11 protein-coding genes are annotated in these 16,711 nt (G+C 68.4%); 2 read left to right on the top strand and 9 right to left on the bottom strand.

Annotated features, from left to right (window positions below):
- The first annotated feature begins 234 nt into the window (after positions 1-234).
- The gene (locus NR798_RS37560; RefSeq protein ID WP_375767369.1) at positions 235-822 is read left to right on the top strand and encodes a DUF2378 family protein; all 588 of its coding nucleotides are present in this window, start codon (positions 235-237) and stop codon (positions 820-822) included.
- 30 nt (positions 823-852) lie between these two features.
- On the opposite strand, the gene NR798_RS37555 is transcribed toward NR798_RS37560, so the two are convergent.
- From NR798_RS37555 to NR798_RS37515, 9 genes are all read right to left on the bottom strand, one after another.
- Positions 853-1,932, bottom strand: a complete 1,080-nt coding sequence (locus tag NR798_RS37555) for a class I SAM-dependent methyltransferase (protein ID WP_375767368.1) — start codon at positions 1,930-1,932, stop codon at positions 853-855.
- Between the two features lie 156 nt (positions 1,933-2,088).
- Complete coding sequence (locus NR798_RS37550) at positions 2,089-3,270, bottom strand: peptidoglycan DD-metalloendopeptidase family protein (RefSeq protein WP_375767367.1); 1,182 nt, start codon at positions 3,268-3,270, stop codon at positions 2,089-2,091.
- Between the two features lie 213 nt (positions 3,271-3,483).
- On the bottom strand, positions 3,484-4,977 hold the full coding sequence (locus NR798_RS37545) for a SpoVR family protein (RefSeq protein WP_375767366.1): 1,494 nt from the start codon (positions 4,975-4,977) through the stop codon (positions 3,484-3,486).
- Between the two features lie 22 nt (positions 4,978-4,999).
- Positions 5,000-6,109, bottom strand: coding sequence for a DUF444 family protein (locus NR798_RS37540; protein ID WP_375767365.1), 1,110 nt, complete (start codon positions 6,107-6,109; stop codon positions 5,000-5,002).
- A gap of 18 nt (positions 6,110-6,127) precedes the next feature.
- Positions 6,128-8,194, bottom strand: a complete 2,067-nt coding sequence (locus NR798_RS37535) for a PrkA family serine protein kinase (RefSeq protein ID WP_375767364.1) — start codon at positions 8,192-8,194, stop codon at positions 6,128-6,130.
- 333 nt (positions 8,195-8,527) lie between these two features.
- The gene (locus tag NR798_RS37530; protein WP_375767363.1) at positions 8,528-9,325 is read right to left on the bottom strand and encodes an ABC transporter permease; all 798 of its coding nucleotides are present in this window, start codon (positions 9,323-9,325) and stop codon (positions 8,528-8,530) included.
- Positions 9,325-10,098 (bottom strand): ABC transporter ATP-binding protein, encoded by a 774-nt coding sequence (locus NR798_RS37525; RefSeq protein ID WP_375767362.1) that lies wholly within the window; start codon positions 10,096-10,098, stop codon positions 9,325-9,327. Before NR798_RS37525 ends, NR798_RS37530 begins: the two co-directional genes overlap by 1 nt.
- 58 nt (positions 10,099-10,156) lie before the next feature.
- Positions 10,157-13,762 carry a PAS domain-containing protein gene (locus NR798_RS37520; RefSeq protein WP_375767361.1) on the bottom strand — a complete coding sequence of 1,202 codons (3,606 nt, stop codon included), beginning with the start codon at positions 13,760-13,762 and terminating at the stop codon, positions 10,157-10,159.
- A gap of 231 nt (positions 13,763-13,993) precedes the next feature.
- Positions 13,994-14,887, bottom strand: a complete 894-nt coding sequence (locus NR798_RS37515) for a tetratricopeptide repeat protein (protein WP_375767360.1) — start codon at positions 14,885-14,887, stop codon at positions 13,994-13,996.
- Between the two features lie 161 nt (positions 14,888-15,048).
- Here NR798_RS37515 and NR798_RS37510 point away from each other — a divergent pair, with 161 nt between their 5' ends.
- A complete protein-coding gene (locus NR798_RS37510) occupies positions 15,049-16,632 on the top strand; it encodes a glycosyltransferase family 39 protein (protein ID WP_375767359.1) in 1,584 nt (527 codons plus the stop codon).
- The last annotated feature ends 79 nt before the right edge of the window (positions 16,633-16,711 follow it).

Raw genomic sequence — 16,711 nt, 5'->3', positions numbered from 1 at the left:
GCTCCCACAGCGGGCAGGCACTCCCCTCGCGCGGCCTGATCGCGACTTACAGGTCTCCAGTGCCCTCTGCCGCCCGGGCCCGGAGCCGACGGGCGGACGCGTCCGCGAGCGCGCGTGGAGAGGGAAGGGCGAGCGGGTGGCGGCCTCGCCGATCACTCGCCGATCAGGCGAAGAGTCTGGTAGGAAGCGGGCATCCAGGTCCTGCCCCCGGCCTGGGACCCGGAAGGTTCTTTCATGCCTAGTGACAAGAACGACCTCGCTCAGCGGATAGCCATCTGCAAGCCCGAGGACACCGTGCGGGGGTTCATCTTCAAGTCGGTGTACGGGCTGGTGGAGCAGCGGGTGGGCAGCACGGGCATGGACCGGATGGTGCTGCAGCTCCGGGTGAACAAGATGCCGGTGGACTTCTTCTCCTACCCGGCGGCGGACTTCCTGCGGCTGCTCTACGCGGCCGTGGACGTGCTGGAGCCGCAGTACCCCACGCTGGAGGACTCCTTCCGCGCGTGCGGGGCCTCCACGGTGACGGGCTTCTTCAAGTCCTACGTGGGCAACACGTTGATGAAGCTGATCGGCGGGGGAGATCCCAAGCGGGCCCTCTCCACGGTGCACACCGTCTACTCCACCCTGGTGAGCTACGGCGTGCGCGAGTTCAGGGATCTCGGGGAGAAGCGGGCGCTCATCACGTTTCGCGACGACATGCAGCCCGTGTACTTCCACGAGGGCGCCCTCACCGAGGTCCTGCTGGTGCTGTGTGGCAATGGCAAGGTGACGGGCAAGGCGCTCGCGCTCAACCACGCCGAGTACCTGCTGGAGTGGTCCTGAGGGCCACCCGCGTGCCGCTCACTCCGCCCCTTACTCCTTGAGCTGGCCGGCCCAGAAGAGGTTGGTGCCCGTGGAGTCGGTGGTGAGCTCGCGGGTGACCATCCTCCGCTCCTTGGGGCCCTCGCACAGCTCCTGGAACTGCTGGCGCGAGCGGTGGATGACGTTCCAGTCCCCCACGTACTCCATGAAGGAGCGCCAGTTGTTCTGCTGGTGCAGGTTGGTCAGCAGCAGCAGGCCCCCGGGGGCGAGCATCGAGGCCATCAGATCCAGGAACCGGGTGAGGACGTTGTCCTTGAGGTAGTCCAGGATGCCCGCGGCCACCACCACGTCCATGGGGCCCTCGGGGTTGCGCAGCTTGTCCAGCGAGTCCCGGTAGCGGATGAGCTGGTAGGTGGAGAGCTGGACGAAGGTGCGCTCGGGAGGAGGGATGCCCCCGCGAGGCATGCGCGCGAGCTTCTCGAACTGCCGGCGGCAGTAGTCGAGCGGGGCGGGATCGAAGTCGCACAGGGTGAAGCTGCCGGTGCCGCCCAGGGCGGTGTACTCGCGCAGCGCGTGCTCGGGCCCGCAGGCGAAGGAGAGCACCCGCAGGGGACGCCCCAGCTCCTGCTCCTTGCGGTGCAGGTGCCCCATCAACCAGGGCGGCCGCGCGCGGTGGGCCTGCGAGGGCCCCACGTTGAGCGCGTAGTGCGACAGCATCCGGGCCATGGTGGAGACGCCCTGATCCTCGGTGCCGAAGATCATCTCCACCGTCACGTAGTCCCCGGGGTAGCCCAGGGGCTTGTCCACGGCGCGCCGCACGAAGGGGCTCTGCAGGAAGAAGGGCTGCACGGCCGAGCGGTGGTGCTCCAGCGCCCGCTCGCGCTCCTCCTCCGTCATCCGGCTGTCCAGCTCGGTGAGCCGGGTGAAGTGCGCGTCCAACCAGGTGGTGAGCTCCGGGATGCGCCGCTTGAGCAGGGCCGCCTGCTCCTCCTGCATGTTCTGGCGCTGCTGCGGATCTCTCGGGAAGCGCGCCAGGCGCTCGGGGAGTCCGTGCTGCAATTCCTCTGTGAGCCGGACGAGACCTTTGCGGATCTCCTCGGCGACGTCGATGAACTCAGCGATGGCGGACATTCGGCTCGGGGGGCGGGGTGGGGGAGACGACTGGGGGGCAACACCCCATCCTATCAACCAGGTCAGCCATGAAACACAGGGCTTGCTTGCTTCCCCGCTTTTCCACGAGACGGGGAAGCAAGCCGCAACCTACATTTCAGGTGGGGCTGGAAAAATCTAGGGCTTCGCGCCCGACGCGGCCGCCGAGGCCACGGAGACGGCGTCCAGCTGCTGGGCGAGGGGGGCGACCTTCGAGCGGAAGTCCGCCAGCAGGTTCTTGGGCAGCGGCTCGGTGCGGGGGAAGTTCTGGTTGAGCGGGTTGACGTGGCTGCCGTTGCGCTTGAGGGCGTAGTGCAGGTGCGGCCCGGTGCTGCGGCCGGTGTTGCCCGAGTAGGCGATGACCTGCTTCTGGCTGACGCGGGCGCCCGCGCGCACGCCGGAGCCGTACTTGGACAGGTGCAGGTAGCACGTCTCGAAGCCGTTGGTGTGGCGCAGGCAGACGGTGTTGCCGCCGGCCCCGGTGTTGTTGGCCACGGTGACGGTGCCGTCGGCCACGGCCCACACGGGCGTGCCGATGGAGGCCGCGTAGTCCACGCCGTTGTGCGCCTTCACGTACTTGAGCACCGGGTGCACCCGGCTGCCGAACCGGCTCGTCACGTGCGCGTACTTCAGCGGGCTCTTGAGGAAGGCCTTGCGCGCGCTCGCCCCGTCCTCCTGGAAGAAGCTCGCCTTGCCGTCCGGCAGCTCGTAGCGGAACACCCGCTTGGTGCCCACCGACTCGCCCTCGTACGTCGCCGCCAGCACCTCGCCGTAGCGGAGGATCCGGCCCTTGGAGACGAACTTCTCCACCAGCGCCCGCGCCCGGTCTCCCCGGCGCACGTCCCGGTAGAAGTCGATGTCCCAGGCGAACACGTCCGCCAGCACCATGCCGATCACCGGGTCCTCGCCCGCCGCCAGCGCCGCCTCGTAGAGCGAGTTGTTGATCTCCAGGGAGACCAGGCCCACCTGCTTCTCCACCTCGATGGAGCGCTTGCTGCCCACGAACTTGTCGCCGTCGCGGCGCACCTGCCACTCGTCCACCGTGCTCTGCCGGTAGTCGAAGAAGTCCAGCTCGCCCTCGCGCATGACGAGGCGGAACTGGTCTCCCACCCGCGACTTGCGGAAGTCGAACACGCCCTCGAGCGCGGAGATCAGCGCCCCCACCTGCTCCGGCGGCAGTCCCGCTTCCTGCAGCGCCACCGCCATCGGCTGGTTGGGCTCGATGCGGCGGTTCTTCACGGTGTAGCGGACGGTCGAGGCTTCGGCGAAGGGCGCGGCCAGCAGCAGGCCCAGGCACACAACGGCAGTGGCGAGTCTCATGGGGCCCGCGCAGTGTAGTGGAGCTACAGGCCTGTGCCTAACTTCTGGCCGCTGTTACCGGTGGCTCGGCTGCCCGGCTGCCTCGGGTGATTCACGGTGACGGTGGTTTTCCGGCACGGGGGGAACCCGGGAGCCCTACACCCTCACCCCGTCCCTCTCCCAGAGGGAGAGGGGAAGTGGGCGCGAGTGGGGCCCTGCGTAGGGCTCCCCAGTCTACAGGTCGATCTTCTTCTCGGTGTGGTTCTGCCCGTCGAAGCGCAGCATCACGCCCTTGTTGTCGTAGCGCGTGATGATGTTCGTGGGCCGCCGCCACAGCGACTGCAGGTTGCGCAGCGTCTCGCGCGCGTAGTCCCCCTTCAAGTCCTGCCCGTCGTGCTTGTGCGCCAGCAGCAGCTCGCCCCGGTTCTCGTAGTTGCCGTCCACCACCTCGATGATCGGCTGCCCGAAGTTCGTGAGCCCCTGCAACAGCTTGTTCTTCACCTTCCGGAACTCACGGTCCAGGATCTCCCACGAGTTGCGCTTCTCGTTGAAGCCGTACACGAACAGCTTCTGCTCGATCGCGAACTCGGGCGTGAGGAACGTGTCGATGAAGGTGATGTCGTTGTAGTGCTTGCGCACCTCGAAGATCTTCTCGCGGCCCACGCCCAGCTTCTTGTCCCAGGAGCGGCGCGCCCGCAGATCATCGCACTCGTCCCACTCCTTGCCGAAGCGGCCCTTGTTCCAGCGCTCTTCGATGTCCCGCCACAGCTCGATGCCCAGCTTGTACGGGTTGAGCGCCCCGGGCCGCGTCCCCATGGTGCCCGAGTGCCGGTCCGCGTAGTCGATGACCTCGTCATCCTTCAGCGCGCGCCGGGTCATGATCGTGGAGTGCCAGTAGCTGGCCCAGCCCTCGTTCATGATCTTCGTCTGGCCCTGGGGCGCGAAGTAGTAGGCCTCGTCGCGGATGATGGACAGGACGTCCGACTCCCACGGCTCGAGCGGCGCGTGCTCCAGCAGGAAGAGCAGCACGTCGCGCTGCGGGCGCTCGGGGAACTTCTTGGCCTTGAGCTTCTCGTCCTCCACCTTCTTGCGCTGGCTGTCGAGGAACTCGGCGGGGTTGATGAAGCCGCGCATGTACTCGCGGTCCACCTTGAAGCCCTCCACCCGCTCGTTGGACTTCATCTCGTCCTCGGCCCGCTTGGGGTCCGGGTTGCGGCGGATGTGCGGCGCGTGCTGGTCGATGAGGTTCTCCAGCGACAGCGTCCGGTCGATGAAGTCCTCCACCTTCTCCACGCCAATCTTGTCCACCCACCGGCGCACGCGCGTGGCGTGGTTCGCCATGTCGTCGATCATCCGGCGGTTGGTGTGACGGAAGCTGAAGTTGTTCTTGAAGAAGTCGCAGTGGCCGTACACGTGCGCCATCACGAGCTTCTGATCCACGTCCGAGTTGCTCTCCAGCAGGTACGCGTAGCAGGGGTCGTTGTTGATGACGAGCTCGTAGATTTTCGAGAGCCCGTACTCGTACCCCTTCGACAGCTGCTCGTACTCCATGCCCCAGCGCCAGTGCGGATAGCGCGTGGGGAAGCCTCCGTAGGAGGCCACCATGTTGAGCTCGTCGTAGGTGAGCACCTCGAAGATGGTCTCGAAGAAGTCGAGGCCGAACTGGCGGGCGTAGCCCTCGATCTCCTCTTTCAGCCTACTCAGTCCGGGGGTGAGGCTCTTGGGCATCGCGAGCTCCAGGTGACCGCGGTCAGCGGCCCTTGCCGAGGAAATCCTTGATGGAAGTGTAGATGGCGTCCTTGTCCGCGATCTCGCTCAGGGCCACGTTGGTGGAGTCTCCGATGGCTTCGCGCAAGTCCTTGATGAACTGGCCGCTGCCGTAGGGGCTCTCCACCTGACCGTAGGCGAACTGATTGACACCGGGGAGGATGTCCTCGCGAAGCATCTCGATGCACTGGCGCGTGTCATCCGCGCTCCAGTTGTCTCCGTCCGAGAAGTGGAACGGGTAGATGTTCCACGCGCTCTTGGGGTAGTCCGCCTTGATGATGTCCCGGCACAGCTTGTAGGCGCTGGAGATCATCGTGCCGCCGGACTCGCGGGTGTGGAAGAAGGTGTCCCGGTCCACCTCGCGCGCCACGGCGTCGTGGATGATGTAGCGCGCCTCCAGGCCCTTGTATTGGTGGCGCAGCCACGTATCGAGCCAGAAGCTCTCGATGCGGACGATCTCCTTCTGCTCGTCACCCATCGAGCCGGACACGTCCATCATGTAGATGATGACCGCGTTCGTCTCCGGCAGCTCCTGCAGCTTGTAGCTGCGGTAGCGCCGGTCCTCGCGCGTGGGCACGATGATGGGCCGCGCCGGGTCATACGTGCCCATGGCGATCTGCCGCTTCAGCGCCTGTTTGTAGGTGCGCTTGAAGTGGCGCAGCGACTCGGGGCCCGTGGTGTTGACCCCGGTGTATTTGATCTTCTGGGTGACGATCTTCTCGTTCTGCCGGCGCTCGATGTTGGGAAGCTGCAGCTCCTCCCCGAGGATCTGCGCCAGCTCGTCGAGCGTGACGTCGACCTCCAGGGAGTGGTCGCCCTCTCCCTGGCCGGCCTGGTGCCCGTCCCCGGGCTGCACCGAGCCCGGGGACAGCTGCTGACCCACCTCACCCTCTCCCTGTCCGACGCCACCCTGCTCCTTGTGGCCGTACTTGAAGTGGGGGATGTCGATGAAGGGGATGGGGATGGCGATGGTGTCCTTCCCCTTCTTGCCGATCATCTCCCCCTTCTGCACGTACTTGCGCAGGTTGGATTTGATCTTCCCGCGGACGATCTGTTTGAAGCGCGAGTGGTCCTGGTGGATCCGCAGCGACACGACAACCCCCTTGGGTGACTACTCCTTGGCGTCACCGCGCGCGAAGATGCTCGCCACGAAGTTCAGCACGTCCGTGGAGCAGATCTCACAGTACCCGTAGTTCTTCATCAGCCGGTCCTTGACCAGGTCGATCTTCTCCTGGGTCTCCTTGTCCACCACGCTGGAGACGAGGTTCTTGAGCTTGATGCTGTCCTTCTGATCCTCGAACAGCTTGAGCTCCAGCGACTTGTGGAGCCGCTCATTGGTCCGGTAGTTGAAGGTCTTGCCCTCCACGGCGAGGGCGCCGATGTAGTTCATGATCTCCCGGCGGAAGTCGTCCTTGCGGCTGTCCGGGATGTCGATCTTCTCTTCGATCGACCGCATCAGGCGCTCGTCCGGCTCCTCATAGAGGCCGGTGTACTTGTTCTTGACCTTCTCCTTCTGGGTGTAGGCCTTGATGTTGTCGATGTAGTTGCCACACAGCTTGCTGATGGCGTCCTCATCGGCGCTGATGGCGCGCTGGACCTCGTTCTTGACGATGTCCTCGTACTCCTGCTTCACCGAGGTGAGCATCTCCTTGAAGCGCTTGCGGGAGTCCTCGCTGTTGATGAGCGAGTGGCCCTTGAGACCGGCCTCCAGCTCGTTGAGCACCATGAAGGGGTTGATGCACCCCTCGCCCTTGTCGCTCACCAGGGCGTTGGAGATCTTGTCCTGGATGTAGCGGGCGCTGATGCCCTCGAGGCCCTCGCGCATGGCCTCCTTGCGCAGCTCCTTGATGTTGTCCTCGGTGAAGTTGGGGAGCGTCTTGCCGTTGTAGAGCTTGAGCTTCTGCAACAGCGAGAGGTTGTGCTTCTTGGGCTCCTCCAGGCGCGTGAGGACGGCCCACATCGCCGCCATCTCCAGCGTGTGCGGGGCGATGTGCTTGCCCTTGATGGCCCGGGAGTTGAAGTCCTTCTCGTAGATCTTCACCTCCTCGGACAGCTTGGTGATGTACGGGATGTCAATCTTCACCGTACGGTCCCGCAAGGCTTCCATGAACTCGTTGTTCTCGAGCTTCTTGTACTCGGGCTCGTTGGTGTGCCCGATGATGACCTCGTCGATGTCCGTCTGGGGGAACTTCTTGGGCTTGATCTTGTGCTCCTGCGAAGCCCCGAGGAGGTCGTAGAGGAAGGCCACGTCGAGCTTGAGCACCTCGACGAACTCGATGAGGCCGCGGTTGGCGATGTTGAACTCGCCATCGAAGTTGAAGGCGCGCGGGTCGGAGTCGGAGCCGTACTCGGCGATCTTCCGGTAGTTGATGTCACCGGTGAGCTCGGTGGAGTCCTGGTTCTTCTCGTCCTTGGGCTGGAAGGTGCCGATGCCGACGCGGTCCTTCTCGCTGAACATCAGGCGGTTGACCCGGATGTGCTCCATGACCTTGCTGAAGTCGCCCTTGTACTGCGTCATCAGATCCTTGAAGACGAAGCGGCAGGCGGGGCACAGCTCGCTGCCATCCGGGATGGTGTAGCCGGACTCGGGCGGGCACAGCTCGGTGAGGACCTTGGAGCGCCACTCGCGAGGGATGAGGTTGAGCGGCTCCTCGTTCATCGGGCACTTCATCTTCTCGCGGACGGTGGAGCCGTCCGGGCCCTTCTTGTCGGTGAGCCAGGAGAAGGTGTAGGCGGCGCCCTCGGGCGTCTTGGAGTACTCCTCCAGGCCCTTCTTGAGGAGGCGGGCGATGGTGGACTTGGAGGAGCCGACGGGGCCGTGCAGCAGGATGACGCGCTTCTCGGTGCCGTAGCCCTGGGCCGCGGACTTGAAGACGTTGACCAGCTTCATCAGCGGGACGTCCAAGCCGAAGATGGCGTCACGGCCGCCGAACTTCTCGTCACTGAAGAAGTGGTAGCGGATGAGCTTCTTCTTGTTGTCGATGTACTCCGTCTTCCCGTGGGAGAGGATCATGTCGTAGATCCTCTGGAAGGCGGTGCGGGTGACCTTGGGGTTCTTGCGGACGATCTCGAGGTAGTCCTCGAAGGAGCCCTCCCAGTGGAGCTCCGCGTAGGTCTTCGCGTCTTGCAACGCGGCGATCTTCGCGATCCACGAACCCTTGCTCTCTACGTCCTTCATGACGCTCCCTCGGGCCACCCGGAAGCGCGGAATTCCGCGCCTTTGGAGGGCCAAAAAGTGAACCTGGGGGGGTAATGGGCCATTCCAATCCCACCCGTGACGGGTCCCAGACGACACGAACGTCCGACCTGCCCTTTCGGGACCCCGCCGCGGGGTGGGACCGCGTGGCCAGCTCGTGTCGGAAGGGCTCGTCGCCGATGCGGCGGGCCCCGCCTCCACGGGGTGAAAAGGCACACTCCATTATAAGGGTGGAGTCACCGTCGGGGAGGTGGTGATGCGATTTCTCCGTCCGCGGCGAACGGCAGTACGAGAGGAAGGGTGGAAATTGAACGATCAACTGTGGGGCAGGGTCCCCGCCTGCTCTACATGTCGGCGCGCGGCGGAGAGGGCCCATGCGGCCAGCGGCCAGAGGACGAGACAGAAGATGGACAGCGTGGCCCAGGTGGGAAGCAGCTCGCGGGGGCCGGCGCCGCGCAGGGCGGACTCGCGCAGGCCGTGCAGGGCATGGGTGGCGGGAAGCAGGCGGCCCATCGTGCGCAGCAGCGGGGGCAGCACGTCTGTCGGGTAGAGGACGCCGGCGAAGAGGTAGCTGAGGGCGTCCAGGGCGTAGGTGAAGGGGTCTCCCCGCTTGAAGACGAGCACGAAGGCGGCCGACAGCAGGCCGAGCGCGCAGAAGGTGAGGGCGCTCAGCAACAAGGTGAGGACGAAGGAGACGGGGTGGAGGTGCAGCCGGGCGCCGAAGAGGAGCGCGCCGAAGGCGAGCAGTCCCACCGCGCGCAGCAGGGCATTGGCCACGGGCCAGGCGCCCATGAGCGTCACCACGTGCACGGTGGACAGGGGCGCGCCCAGCAGCGGCTCCAGGGAGCCGTCGTTCTGCGCCGCGCGCACCGCGCCGCCAAAGCCCGTCTGCAGGGCCCGCAGCAGGGCCGCGGTGGCCAGCCCCACCAGTGCGAAGGAGAAATAGTCCGCGCCGTAGCGGCCGCGCACCGCCGGGGCCTCGCCCACCGTGCGGGCGAGGAAATAGAAGAGGGTGAGGGTGAAGAGGCCCCCGGAGAGCAGCAGCAGCGCGTTGAGCCGGTAGGCCGTGAGGATCTGCAGGTCGCGCCGCAGGAAGGCGAGCACCCGGCGCATCACGCCTCCTCCCGGGGCACGGCGGCGAAGACGGCCTCCGCGGCCGGCCGCACCTGGGCGAAGGGGCCCGAGGCGGCGATGCGGCCCCCGTCCAACAGCAGCACCCGGTGGGCCACGGCCTCCACCTCGGCCAGGTCGTGGCTGGCGAAGAGCACGGCCGCTCCCCGTGCGGCCACGTCCGACAGCAGCCGCGTGCGCAACCGGCGCGCGGCCCCCGGGTCCAACGAGCGCGTCACCTCGTCCAGCAGCAGCACCCGCGGCCGGTGGATGAGGGCGCGCATGAGCACCACCCGCGCCTTCTCCCCCGTGGAGAGCGTGCGCACCTCCCGGTCCAGCAGGCGCCGGGCCTCGAGCAGCCCGGCCAACTCCTCGATGCGCGCCTCCACCTCGCGCGGGGGCACGCCGTAGAGCGCGGCGTAGAAGCGCAGGTTCTGGCGCGGCGTGAGGCGCGGCGACAGGCCCCGGTCATCGGCGAGCGCGGCGCCCACCTCGCGGCGGCACTCGGGACGCTCGCGCACCACGTCGCGCGAGGCCACCCGCGCCGTGCCGGCCCCCGGCAGCAGCAGGCCCGAGAGGATGCGTAACAGGGTGCTCTTCCCCGCGCCGTTGGGACCGATGAGGGCCACCACCTCGCCCGCCCGCACCTCGAAGGAGACACCGCGCAGGGCCGTCCGGGGGGCTTCCTGGCGGCCGCGCAGGCGCGCCCAGGACCACCACGGCCGTGGGTAGGTCTTCTCCAGCGCGAGGGCCTCTATCTCCAGCTCCGGGGGCATCCACCCATCTCAACCCGAAAACGCCGTCCGGGTGAATGCGCGAGCCCACCTCTGTCCGTCAGGGCTCCTGGTTCCCCGGGGAGAGCGTCACCAGGTTGGAGAGGATGGACAGCAGCTCGGTGGGCTCCACGGGCTTGGCCACGTGCATGTTGAAGCCGGCCGTCAGGGCGCGGGCCCGATCCTCCACCCGGGCGTAGGCCGTGAGGGCCACCGCCGGCACTCCGCCTCCCTCCTCGGCCGGGAGCGCGCGCACCTGGGCGATGAGCCGGTATCCGTCCTCTCCCGGCATGCCGATGTCCGAGACGAGCAGCTCGGGTCTTCCCTCGCGCACGGCCCGGAGGGCCTCGGACGCGGAGGCGGCGGTGACGACGTGCGCCCCGGACTCCTCCAGCAGCACCTTCAGCACCTCGCGGTTGTCCTCCTCGTCGTCCACCACGAGGATGCGCCGCCGCGCGAGCACCGCATGCGCGGGCCCGGGGGCGCCCGGGGCGGGGCGCTCCGGCGGGCCGTGGCGGGGCAGGCTGGCGGGGGGCAGGTGGACCGTGAAGGTGGCCCCCCGGCCCGGTCCGTCGCTCGCGGCGTGCACCGTCCCTCCGTGCAGCTCCACGAGGTGGCGGACGATGGCGAGCCCCAGGCCCAGTCCCCCGTGCCGCCGCGTGGTGCCCCCCTCGAGCTGGCGGAAGCGCTCGAAGATGTGCGGCAGGAAGTCCGCCGGAATCCCCGGCCCCTCGTCCGTCACCGTCACCTCCACCGCGGCCTCCACCCGCCGCAGCCGCACCCGGACGCGGCTACCCCCGGGCGAGAACTTCACCGCGTTGGAGATCAGGTTCCACACCACCTGCTGCAGCCGGCCCGCGTCCCCCATCACCAGGTCCCCGCCCTGCTCGAGCTCCGCCTGCAGTTGGATGCTCCGGGCGTCCGCCGCGGGACGCACCGACTCCAGCGCTCCCTGGACGACCTCCACCAGGTGCACCGGCTGCGTCTCCATCCGCAGCTTGCCGGAGATGATGCGGCTCACGTCCAGCAGGTCCTCGATGAGCTGGGCCTGCGCCTGGGTGTTGCGGTCCACCGTCTCCAGCGCCCTGGCGTGCTTGTCGGGGGGGAGCCGCCCGGTGCGCAGCATCTTCACCCAGCCGATCATCGCCGTGAGGGGCGTGCGCAGCTCGTGGCTGACGGTGGCCAGGAAGTCGTCCTTGATGCGGTTGGCCTCCTCCGCGCGCTGGCGCTCCTCCTGGGCCAGGGCGAAGAGCCGCGCGTTGTCGAGCGCCAGCGCCACCCGGCGCGCCACCTCCTCCACCCGCAGCACGTCCTCCTGCCCGTAGCGGCGGCCAGAGGTCTCCGTGGTGAAGAACGTCAGCACGCCGAGCGTCCGCCCCCGCGCCAGCAGCGGCACGGCCATCATGGAGCGGCACCGCATCTCCCGGATGGCCAGCAGGTGCTCGGCGCCCTGGGCCGACTGCTCCTCGAAGGCGTCCGTCACCTCCGCCACGTGGATGGTCTTGTCCGAGCGCATCGCCCGGGCGGACGGATGCTCGGGGTTGTGCACGGGTGGGAAGCGGCGCAACCGCTCCGCCAGCTCCCTCAGGGCGGGGTTGGCGTGTGCCACCGCGACGCGCTCGACGCGGCCGTCCTCTCCCATCAGGTCCACCAGACACCAGTCCGCCAGCACCGGCACGGCCAGGCGGGCCACCTGCTCGAGCGTGGCCGACTGATCCAACGAGGCCGACAGGGCCGCGCTCGCCTCCGAGAGGTAGCGCAGCGTCTCCGCGCCGCGCTTCTGGTCGTCGATGTCCGTGCAGGTGCCGAACCAGTGCGTGATGCGTCCCGCCCCATCCTTCAGGGGCAGGCCGCGCGCGATGAACCAACGGTACGCGCCGTCCGCGGCCCGTCGCATGCGGTACTCGACGGAGTAGGGCTCGCCCGTGGAGACCGCGTGCCGCCAGGCCGCCAGCGTGTTCCCGTGGTCTTCCGGGTGAACCGTCTGGAGCCAGCCATCTCCCAGCGCCTGCTCCGGCGTCTGTCCCGTGTACGCGTACCAGCCCGGGTTGTAGTACTCGGTGTAGCCGTCCGCCCGCGTCCGCCAGATGAGCTGGGGGAGCGCCTCGGTGAGCAACTGGAAGCGCGCCTCGGACTCGCGCTGCTGCTGCTCGGCGTGCTTGCGAGAGGTGATGTCCATCAGCACGCCCGCCAGCTTCGAGGGTTGCCCGTGCTCATCGAGCAGGACCCGGCCGCGGCTCTCCTGCCAGCGCACGCCGCCGTCCATGCGCAGGATGCGGTACTCCAGCCGGTGCTCGCTCTGGTCTCGCACCGATTGCGCCAGCGTGCGGGACACGCGCTCGCGATCTTCCGGGTGGACGAGTGCCAGGGCGGCATCGGGGGTCCCCAGGAAGGTTCCGGGCGCCATGCCGTACATGGGCTCGATGTTGGGAGTCCACACCACGCACCGGTCGCGCAGGTCCCACTCCCAGGCTCCCGCCTCCGCGGCCTTCAGCGTCCTGCGCAGGTGGGCCTCGCTCTCGCGCAGCGCGGCCTCCGCCCGCTGGCGGTACGCCAGGGCCTCCTCCGCCGCCTGGCGGGCATTGACCTGCTCCGTCACCTCCACCGCGAAGAGCAGCACGGCCTCCACCTGGCCCCGCTCATCCAGCAGCGGCTGGTAGGTGAAGTTGAGGTAGACCTCGGTCCGCTGGCCATCGTCGTTGCGGTCCACCATCATCCGGGCCGCGGTGGCCGTGTACGGCTGCCCGGTACGGAAGACATTGTCGAAGAGATCGAAGAGGCCGGAGCCCGCGTGCTCGGGGTGGGCCTCCCGCACCGTGCGCCCCAGCAGCTGGCGGCCGCCGTGGAGCCGCTGGAGGCCCGGGTTGGCCAGCTCGCACACCTGATCCGGCGCCCGGTAGACGCCCACCGCGGCGGGCACCTGCGCGAGGATGGCCTGGAAGCGGGCCCGCTGCCGCTCGGCCTCGGCCCGCACCTGGGTGGCCTGCTCGTGTGCCAGCGCCGCCTCGCGCTCGGCCTCCTCCCGCTCCCGCGAGCGGAAGTCGCGCAGGAAGGAGACGGCGGTGAGCCCGATGAAGGCCAGCAGGAAGCCACTGCCCGAGAGCACGACGACGTCGGTGCTCCGGGAGGCCTCCTCCAGCCGAGCGTTCTGCTCCTCCAGCCGCCGCTGTGCCTCCTCGCGCAACTGCGCCTCGAGCGCGCGCAGCTCGGCCATGAGCCGATTGCCCTCACCGGAGCGCACCGGCTCGAGCGCGGTGTCGTACCGGCCCTCCTGTTCGAGCTGCACGGTCTGCTCGATCAGCGCGAGCTTGCGCTGGATGAGCGACTCCATCTGCTCCAGCCGTTGCTGCTGCCGGGCGTCGTCCGAGGTGAGGGCGCGCAGGCGCTTCAACGAGGGGCCGATGCGATGCCGGGCGGCCTCATAGGGTGCGAGGAAATGCCGCTCGCGGGTGAGCAGGAAGCCCCGCTGGCTCGTCTCCGCGTCCTTCATCAGCGACAGCAACAGCTCCGCCTCGTTGATGACGTCCAGGGTGTGCGTCACACGGTCCGAGCTCCACGCGAGCTGCCGGGTGGAGCGCAGGAAGAGGCCGGCGATGAGGAGCACGGCGAGCGAGGCCACGACAAACCCGGCGAGCACCGGCAGCGGAAGCCGGCGCGAGCGCCTCATGGGGGGGCCGCCTCCCTGCCCGGAGGTGCCTGAGGCGGAGGTGCTCGAGGGTGTCGGATCCATTCAGGCGGTGCTCCGGGACGCTTACCCCACCGCCCACCTGTACCGCGGTGCTACGGGGCATCCACGTCTGATCGGTAACACATGGCGCCCGCCCAAATGACAACCGGGCCGTCACCCGGGCGCTGTGCCCCGGCGACGGCCCGGTCGGTGGTTCAGCTCAGCGGCCGCTTACTGCGCGAGCGCCTGCTGATCGGCCAGGCGCTTGGCGCACTCGGCCTTCATGTCCACGTAGTAGTCCTTGGCCGACAGGGAGATGGCCTTGGTGTACAGGTCCAGCGCCTCCTGGTACTTGCCCGAGGCGTCCAGCAGCACCGCCAGGTTGTAGAGCGCCGCGGAGTTCTGCGGGTTGCCCTGCACGTAGGACTCCATCTCCGTGATGGCGCGCGGAACGTTGCCCTTCTCCGCCACCTCGATGATGGGCTTTTGCGCCTTGTCGTCACCGTCCATGCGGATGGCCTTGGTCACGTACTTGGGCGTGATGTCGAAGAGGATGCGGCCCACCAGCGCGCGCGCGGCGTTGCCAATGGCGCTGTCCTTGTCCTCGCCACGGCCCACCATCTCGTACTCCTCCTCGGCCAGCAGCGCCTTGCCCGCGGCGTTGAAGGCGGTGACGCTCACCACCGTCTTGGCCTCGTAGAACTTCTCCTCACGCTCGGTGGCGTTGCCCTTGCTGTCGGTGCCCTTGATCGTCTCCGTCTTCTTCTCGGCGTCCCAGTCGTTGACGTCGATACGGATGCCGATCTCGTCCTGGCCCTGGGCCGGGCCGCTGCCGGTGTTGAGGATCTGCACGCCGCGGCCGGCCACCTTCACGACGATGCCCTCGTCGGAGCGGTCCGCCACCTGGAAGTAGCCCTCGCCGCGGGCCTGGCGGGTCAGCTCGTCGATCATGAAGTCGCGGGCGCCCTTACGGCCCTCGGTCTGCACGACCGTCAGACGCTTGGCGGAACCCAGGTTCACCCGGGCCGGCTGCAGGACATTGACCTTCAGGCTGGGCGCGCAGCCCACCGCGAGGGTGGCCGCGAACGCCATCACGACGTGACGCAGAGAACGGGAAGACAACATGTTGGGTGATTCCCCCTTTGGATCGCCCGGACGCGGGCGGGTGCGCAGGCTACACGCCTGACTGTCCGCCAGACAACCAGGGGGGGGAGGGTGCAAAAAGACCCGTGGGAAGGGGATGCTCGCTTGGCTTTGGGCCGGGCCTGCGTATTCTGCGCGCCCTCATGTCGTCCGCTTCGTCCGTTCCCGCCGCCCCCCCGCGCCCCTCGGGCGCCACCCCCATCCTCTCCGCGGTCCCCGATGTGGCCCCGGAGCCGAGCACCCGGCTGCTGCTGTTGTTGCTGCTCGGCGCGGCGCTGCTGCCGCGCCTGGTGCTGATGCCCTTCAACGAGAACTTCTACGGGGACGCCGTGGCGCGCACGGAGCTGGCCGAGCGCTGGGCGAGCGCCCCGCACCTCATCACCTCCTATGGGGATGGGGCCTACCAGTTCGGGCCGCTGCACCTGTACGCGGTGGGGGCTGTGCTGAAGGTGATGCCGGACAAGGCGCTCGCGGGCCGGCTGGTGAGCCTGCTCTTCGGGGTGTTGTCGGTGGTGCCGCTCTTCCTGCTCACCCGGCGGCTGTTCGACTGGCGTGCCGGAGTGTGGGCGTGCCTGGCCTTCTCCGTCTGGGGCATGCACCTGCAGATGTCCACCACGGCGGCCAGCGAGTCGCTCTCGCTCTTCTTCATGCTCTGGGTGTTCGCGCTGATCGCCGAGGGGCTGGACGAGAACCGGATGGGGCCCTTCTTCGGGGCGGCGCTGGTGCTCAACCTGGCGTGTGCCACGCGCTACGACGCGTGGATGTTCATGCCGCTCTTGTCCGTGGCGCTGGTCTTCTGGGGCGAGGATCGGGTGGCCGCCTTCACGCGCGCGGCGGGCTTCGCCCTGCTGTGCCTGCCCTTCCCGCTGCTGTGGATGCAGGGCAACGAGATGGCGCACGGAGACCCCTTCTTCCCCATCCACGCGGTGGAGCAGTTCCACGCGGACTGGACGCGCGAGGGCGTGGCCCGGGTGGGAGCGTGGCGCTTCCGCCTGGAGAGCCTGGGCTTCTGGCCGGGCGTGGCGCTGCTGACGCTCTCGCCGGGCGTGGCGCTGCTGGGCATGGTGGGCATGTGGCGCTCGTGGCGGGAGCGGCCGGATACGCGCTGGCTGGTGCTCGCCGCGCTGGTGCCCGCCGCGTACTTCACCTTCCGCGCCGTGGTGCTGCTCGACTTCCAGCCCCTGGGCCGTTTCACGGTGACGGAGCTGGCGGTGCTGCTGCCCTTCGTCGTGCCGGGCCTCGATGCGGTGCGCGGGGCCGGGGCTCGCAAGGCCGTGGCCGCGGGGTGCTCCGTGCTGGCGGTGGCCGTGCCCCTGGCCCTGGGGCTCTACACCTTCCGCGCCGATGGCCGCTGGCAGGACAGCCTCCGGCCGGTGAGCCCCACCTCCACCAACCCCGTGCCCCTCATGCAGGTGGCCCGCTTCCTCGAGGAGGAGGTCGCGCCCAAGGGCGGCGCGGCCGTGGTGGACCAGGACCCCAGCTACATGGATCTCCAGCTCGCCTTCTTCTCCGGCCTGCCGGAGGAGCGGCTGGCCCGCGTGCGCTGGGAGACCTTCCGCAAGCACCTGCGCCTGACCCAGGCGGAGTACCTCGTGCGCTTCGACAACGGCACGCTGGTGAGCGACCCGGGCGTGAAGCTGGAGGGCCGCACGCTCACGCTCGATGGCGTGGCCTACGAGGAGCAGGACGGCTTCTCCGCGCCCCTGCACGTCTACCGGCGCCGCTGAGCCTCGCCCCAGGGTTGTCCAGGCGACAGAGCCGGGGGGGCCCTGGCGGGGGCCCGCGTCTCCATGAGACAACCTTCGT

The sequence above is a fragment of the Archangium gephyra genome, assembly GCF_042230915.1.
GTDB classification, from domain to species: domain Bacteria; phylum Myxococcota; class Myxococcia; order Myxococcales; family Myxococcaceae; genus Archangium; species Archangium gephyra_B.
The sequence above is the reverse complement of the archived record's forward strand: the minus strand, read 5'-3'. Positions and strand labels throughout refer to the sequence as shown.